The 4,276-nt window shown below is 55.5% G+C and carries 3 protein-coding genes and 4 pseudogenes; 2 read left to right on the forward strand and 5 right to left on the reverse strand.

Annotated elements, in window-relative coordinates; genetic code table 11:
- Positions 1 to 531 (reverse strand): annotated as a pseudogene (locus tag F3I15_RS18075) (hemagglutinin repeat-containing protein); the annotation flags it as partial.
- Here F3I15_RS18075 and F3I15_RS18395 point away from each other — a divergent pair.
- Positions 528 to 668 (forward strand): annotated as a pseudogene (locus tag F3I15_RS18395) (transcriptional regulator); the annotation flags it as partial. The pseudogenes F3I15_RS18075 and F3I15_RS18395 sit on opposite strands and share 4 nt — an antisense overlap.
- Positions 669 to 739: 71 nt before the next feature.
- Positions 740 to 907: pseudogene (locus F3I15_RS18080) on the forward strand (SymE family type I addiction module toxin).
- 99 nt (positions 908 to 1,006) lie between these two features.
- Here the strand turns inward: F3I15_RS18080 and F3I15_RS18085 are convergent.
- The 4 genes and pseudogenes from F3I15_RS18085 to F3I15_RS18235 all read right to left on the reverse strand — a co-directional run.
- Positions 1,007 to 1,267 carry an immunity protein gene (locus F3I15_RS18085; protein ID WP_150018827.1) on the reverse strand — a complete coding sequence of 87 codons (261 nt, stop codon included), beginning with the start codon at positions 1,265 to 1,267 and terminating at the stop codon, positions 1,007 to 1,009.
- Positions 1,264 to 2,373: pseudogene (locus F3I15_RS18090) on the reverse strand (VENN motif pre-toxin domain-containing protein); the annotation flags it as partial. The gene F3I15_RS18085 and the pseudogene F3I15_RS18090, both read right to left, overlap by 4 nt.
- Positions 2,374 to 2,399: 26 nt before the next feature.
- Entirely contained in the window at positions 2,400 to 2,783 is a 384-nt protein-coding gene (locus tag F3I15_RS18095) for a hypothetical protein (RefSeq protein ID WP_150018831.1), read from the reverse strand.
- Positions 2,784 to 2,788: 5 nt separating this feature from the next.
- Positions 2,789 to 4,276: VENN motif pre-toxin domain-containing protein (locus tag F3I15_RS18235; RefSeq protein ID WP_190315069.1), on the reverse strand; the 1,488-nt coding region annotated here is incomplete at its 5' end.

The raw sequence follows: 4,276 nt of genomic DNA on the forward strand, positions 1-4,276 counted from the left end.
GCCTTTCCCCGCGAACAGGCCGGTCTGCTCCTCCACGCTCTGCCAGGTGCTGTGCATCTTATCCCGGCTCAGGTTCACGTTCGCCGAGCCGGTCGTCGACCCGAAGGTGAAGCTGCCCCCGGCGCTGGCGCTCTGCTGCTTCGAGTCGTAGCGGTCGCTGTCCTGCTCGCTCGTCAGCGTCAGGTTGCGCGCCACGTCCGCCCTGATTTTTTCGCCGCTCACCTGCGCGCCCTGAAGCGTGGTGTCGCGCCCGCTTATCAGCGTCACCTCACGGCCCGCGCTCACCTGCGTTTCAGTATGGGTGACGCCGCTGCCCTGTTCGCTGCCTTTTGCCTTATTTGCGCTGGCAGAAACGCTGATGCCCCAGCCGCCCTGACCCGCGCCGATCCCCACGCCCGCCGTGCCGCCGTGGCTCTCGTTTTTACCCTCCAGCGACGAGGTGTTCGCGGCCGACAGCAGGTTCAGATCCCGGTTCGCCGACAGCAGCAGGTCTCTGCCCGCCTGCAGCTGGCTGCCCTGCACCGTCAGGTCGACCGGCCAGACGAACGGCGAAGCATGGTCCGGCATCATAGCTGGAGCAGCAGATCGATATGATCCGGCAGATGCCCATGACAAAACAGAAGTTTGTTGCTGAGATGCTGGATAATGTGATTGTTAAAACGGAGTAGTTAACAGAATCGGCACTGAGGTGTTCGTACTCCCAGCTCGCTGACCACAACTAACTGATTAGGAGTTAATTATGGCTGATACGCATCATAAATCAGGGACCCGCACGGTCACAACCGCCGTACATTATTATAAAGTCTGATACCGGGCTAACAGGGGCGAGGCGAACCCGCTGCCGCAGCTCACCATTAATGGCCGCTGGCTGGAGGCGCTAGGCTTTACGAGCGGGCAGAAGATTTAGGTAAATCCGGAAGTGGGGCCGTTGATTATCCGGCTGGCTGAGGTGTGATCGGCAGAGAAGAGAACCCCGGTCTGCGCCGGAGTTAGATCTTTAGGGATCTTATGGGGGTCCTTCTTTTTCTTTGTTTCCTTTGAACTTGGACAAGATCCAGATGCCAGCACCAACAGGCATACCTGTTATAAAGCCCCTTTCAATTGAGAAAAGCACGTCTTCCTGCCAGCCCAAAATAAAAGTTCCATTTTTTAAATAAACTAAAAATGCAGCGCATAAACATCCGGATAAAACGACAAGAGTCATAATAGTGACGAAGGATAATAATAAAATCAGCAATGTTGTTAACCCATAATTACGCTTTTTCATTTATTATCTCCCGCTTCTTTCAGCTTACTTTCGGTTTTACTACCAGTAATTTCACTGGCGACAGAACCACCAATGGCTCCGGCCATACCGGCTGTTTTATCTGAGACTAGAGGGAAGTATTTATTTCCAACCTCTAAAGCTTTACCGCCTGCTGCACCAACCGCTGTACCAAAACCAGCACCAACCACAGCCGGAAGCGTATCTTTCCCCTGCAACTTAGCCCCCGCATACGCTCCGGTAATACTCGCTGCTTCCGTAAACCAGAATCCTTTCCCCTGAGTTACTCCGCTGATACCTGTGGCGATAAGTGCATCAGTGGCACTGAATGGTCCCCCGCTGTTCAGCTGATTAAACACATTAGCCGAACCACCGATTGCGCCTGCACCGATAACACTTCCCGCCGTTGCTGTAGCTGGTAACAGAACAGGTGCCACAATCGTAGTTGCGCCTGCACCCCATGCCGTCAATAAGCCGGTTGCCGCATTCTGTCCGACAGGCAAATCACCCGTCACCAGCTTGTCAGAGGCATACTTAATTTGCTCTGGTGATGCCGGATTCAACACTTTGCCCGTTTCAACCGTAAGGTTGGTATTGTTTACCAGTGAACCCTGAGCCTGAACATTATTCCAGAAGCCGCTGCCGAACCCGTCCAGGCCGCTCAGGTTGTTATTCTCAACCGCATTCCTCCCCGTCTGCGCGCCCGCCACCGCGCCCGCCGTGCTGTCGCCCGCTACTCCGCCCGCGAGGCCCGCCGCCAGCGTCCCCAGCGCGCTGATGGTCTGGCGCTGCGTCTCCGTCAGGTCGCTGCGGTCAGTGCCCGGATACATCTGCTGTGCGATGTACTCGCCCATCGCNAGCGCGCTGATGGTCTGGCGCTGCGTCTCCGTCAGGTCGCTGCGGTCAGTGCCCGGATACATCTGCTGTGCGATGTACTCGCCCATCGCCGCGCCCGACGCCCCCGACAGCGCGCTGTTTCCCGCCGCGTAAGCCGTCACCGCTCCCACCACCGCGTGCGCCATCAGGTTCGCCTGCACGATTACCGAACCGTCCGCGTTCAGCGTCTGGTTATGAATAACCTCTGCCAGATACGGTGCCGCCGCGCCCGTTACCGCCTGCGTCAGGCTGCCTCCCGTCACGAACGTCCAGGTCTTGACCCAACACGAAACCTCTCGGATGGGAATAAAGGTTGTATTATAATTTCATTATTATAAATAAATAATTTTGGTGACAATGCCGTAACATCATAGACATTTTCAGCAATCAGCTTAATATTCGTCCTAAATATCGGTATACCAGCATCATCTGCCAAGACAAATACGCCTTTATTTTTTACTATGCTTACGTTCAATACATCATACAAATTATCATAATCACTATGTTCTATCTCATTCCATACAACCCCCCCTGGGGCAATAGGGTATTTATTAAGTAAGTCAATAGCTTTATTCTCCTCATCGCCGATAACCAAATGAAAATCAGAAAACAATGCTTCTTTACACTCATCAAATAAAGTCATTATTTCTACCTATTTAATTGTTTCAATATAGTTTCAAAAACCTTTTCATTACCTTCAAAAGGTATGACTATTTTAACTGCTTTACCAGGTCCTTTACCTTTCGAATAATCCCATGTATTAATGTGAGTCCCTTTCTCTGGGTCATAATCAACACGCCAACCTAACTTGCCATTACTGGATTGACGACCAATAACTTTTCCATTGCCAGCACTCACTTCTAACCGACCAATAACAGGCTTTGAATCAAGACCTAAATCACCGACCATATTTATGGCTTTATTTCTAGCTATTTCCCAATTCTTTTCAGCTTTAAGCACCGTTTCAATACGGTTTCCGACTCCCGGAACTTTCTTACCCGGCAATATAATCCCGGCCAGCATCCCGCCCGTCGCTTCCAGTGCAAGCTGATTCCCGTCCGCTGCCTGTTTTACCGTGTCTGCCACTGCCGACCAGGTTTCACTTTTCAGCAGCGCTTTCACGCTGTCGGCTACCGCCTGGTTCTTCCCGGTCAGGTCGCTTAACGCTTTACTACAGTAGCTGTCTCCGGTTGCACAGGCCGCCAGCGCCATTGCAGCATCCGCTACGTAATCTACGCCACCTAATGCCGACTCACTGGTATTTGCTATAGTACCAATGATGGTGTTTGCGATGGCAGAGGTCGTACCATTACCCAGCTTGTCCCTGACCTGTTCTTTCAGCGATTCAGCTGCCTGTTTCACCGTGGCACGCGCCTGGTCACCGGACAGCGAGTTATTCTCAACCGCATTCCTCCCCGCCTGCGCGCCCGCCACCGCGCCCGCCGTGCTGTCGCCCGCTACCCCGCCCGCGAGGCCCGCCGCCAGCGTCCCCAGCGCGCTGATGGTCTGGCGCTGCGTCTCCGTCAGGTCGCTGCGGTCAGTGCCCGGATACATCTGCTGTGCGATGTACTCGCCCATCGCNAGCGCGCTGATGGTCTGGCGCTGCGTCTCCGTCAGGTCGCTGCGGTCAGTGCCCGGATACATCTGCTGTGCGATGTACTCGCCCATCGCTGCGCCCGACGCCCCCGACAGCGCGCTGTTCCCTGCCGCGTAAGCCGTCACCGCACCCACCACCGCGTGCGCCATCAGGTTCGCCTGCACGTTTACCGAACCGTCCGCGTTCAGCGTCTGGTTATGAATAACCTCTGCCAGGTAGGGTGCCGCCGCGCCCGTTACCGCCTGCGCCAGGCTGCCTCCCGCCAGGCCCTGCACCGCCGCCGTCGCCGCCTGAATACCCTGCTGCAGGGCGCTGCCGGTGCCAAAAGGCGCCGCGGCGGCTTTATAGCTGCCCGTTGCGGCCAGCGCTTTGTTGTAGTCAGCCCAATCCGCCTTCGGCGCGCCTTCGCCCGGCTCTCTGATATCCTTCGCGGCCAGCTCCGCCTTACCAGCATTCGTGGCCCTTATCTGCCCCTCCGTGCGCGCGATGTCCGCCGCCTGGTTGCCGATTTCCCCTATCAGCTGCGCCGCCTGCAGCCG

Source organism: Pantoea sp. M_9 (genome assembly GCF_008631385.1).
In the GTDB taxonomy this organism is placed as follows: Bacteria; Pseudomonadota; Gammaproteobacteria; order Enterobacterales; family Enterobacteriaceae; genus Pantoea; species Pantoea eucrina.